Raw genomic sequence first — 1,779 nt, forward strand, 5'->3', positions numbered from 1 at the left:
GCGCGCCGCTGTTCGTCGCGCCGCGCCTCGACAGACGGCGCGAGTTCCTCCGCCTCGAACCGCAGATCTCCGCGGTCCGCAGTGATGAGACCGGCGACGACGCGCGCGGTCGTGGTCTTTCCCGAACCAGACTCACCCACGATGCCAAGCACGCTGCGGGCCGGGAGTGCCAAGGATACGTCCCGGATGGCGTCAACGCGGCGGCCTCCGGAGTGATAACTTTTGCCAAGGGACCGCGCGTCAAGAAGAATACGCGGCGGCGGCCTCTCCCGTCGCGGCCGCACCGCACCCAGGGGGATGCGCGAGGAGAGCAGACTGCGGGTGTATTCGTGGGTGGGTTGATTGAGAACGTCACCTGCCGGCCCCATCTCGATCAAACGTCCGCGATGCATCACGCCGACCCGGTCACAGATCTGGGAGATGATGGATATGTTATGGCTGATGAATAGTATTCCGGCCGATATGCGTTCGCGCAGATCTCTGAACAGTTCCAGAATCCCAGCCTCGACGCTGACATCGAGGCCTGTTGTCGGCTCGTCGAGGATGAGCAGGTCAGGCTCCATCGCCAGGGCCATGGCAATCACGATGCGCTGCTGCTGGCCACCGCTGAACTGATGCGGATAGCGGTCATAAGCCTCGCCCGGATCCGCGATCTGAACTGCCCCCAAAATATCCAGGGTACGCCTGCGCATCGCGTCACGGTCACGCTCTCCGCGAACTGCGAACACTTCCTCGATCTGCTTCCCGATCCGCATCGACGGATTTAACGCACCGGCTGGATCCTGGTAGACCATGGCGATGCGCTGCCCTCGGGCGTGGCGCAGCGCGCTGCCCTCCAGCTGCGCCAGATCCGTCCCGAAGAAGCGCAGCGCACCGCCGGCGATATGACCGCTATCGGGAAGGTGGCGCACGACGGCAAGGCCCAGGGAGCTCTTGCCCGAACCCGATTCGCCGACCAGCCCGAGCACCTCGCGCCGATCGAGCAGGAACGAAACGCCGTCCACGGCGCGGATCTGGCCATAGGGCGTGTCGTAGGCGACGGTCAACCCCTCCACCTCCAGGATGGGACGTTCTGCATTCATCCCTTGAGGCCTTCTGCCACGAGGTTGACCGCTATGACCAGCGAGGCGATCGCCAGCGCGGGGAACAATACGATCCAAGGGGCGATGCGATAGTACTGCCGGCCCTCCGCGATCATCAGGCCCCAGTCGGGAGTAGGAGGCTGGATGCCGAGCCCCAGGAAGGAGAGCGTCGCCACGGTGAATATCGCCAGCGCGAGCCGCACCGTGAACTCGACGACGATTGTCCCGGACATGTTCGGCAACATTTCGACAGCCATGATATACAAGGCACTCTCACCGCGGAGCCGTGCCGCCGCCACGTATTCCCTGCGGCGTAACCCCAGCGCGGCAGCGCGCACCACGCGCGCATTGTAGGGCGCGAAGGCGAAGGCTACCACGAGGATGACATTGAACTGAGACGGGCCGAGGACAGCGATGATCAGGAGCGCAACCACGATAAGCGGAAACGCCATCAGGACGTCCATCAGGCGCATCGCCACCTCTTCCGTCCATCCCCCGAAATAAGCGGCGACAAGGCCAATCACCGTGCCGCTGAACACGCCGAGTATGGCGGCACAGGACGAGACGAACAGCACGCTTTGGCTGCCTGCCAGGACGCGGCTCAAGACGTCACGGCCGAGATTGTCCGCCCCCAGCCAATGCGCGCCGGAGGGCGGCGAGAGCTTTGACAAGAGCTGCACTTCCGTAGGACCGTAGG

At 64.2% G+C, this 1,779-nt stretch carries 2 protein-coding genes; both read right to left on the minus strand.

Going from position 1 to position 1,779, the window contains the following annotated elements; all coding sequences use genetic code 11:
- Window positions 1-1,082, minus strand: a 1,082-nt coding sequence (locus tag WCJ41_RS22020; RefSeq protein ID WP_336907972.1) for an ATP-binding cassette domain-containing protein, incomplete at its 3' end; no start/stop codon positions are given.
- The coding region (locus WCJ41_RS22025) for an ABC transporter permease (protein WP_336907973.1) at window positions 1,079-1,779 on the minus strand (701 nt) is incomplete at its 5' end. The genes WCJ41_RS22025 and WCJ41_RS22020, both read right to left, overlap by 4 nt.

The sequence above is a fragment of the Aestuariivirga sp. genome (assembly GCF_037139295.1).
Taxonomy (GTDB): Bacteria; Pseudomonadota; Alphaproteobacteria; order Rhizobiales; family Aestuariivirgaceae; genus Aestuariivirga.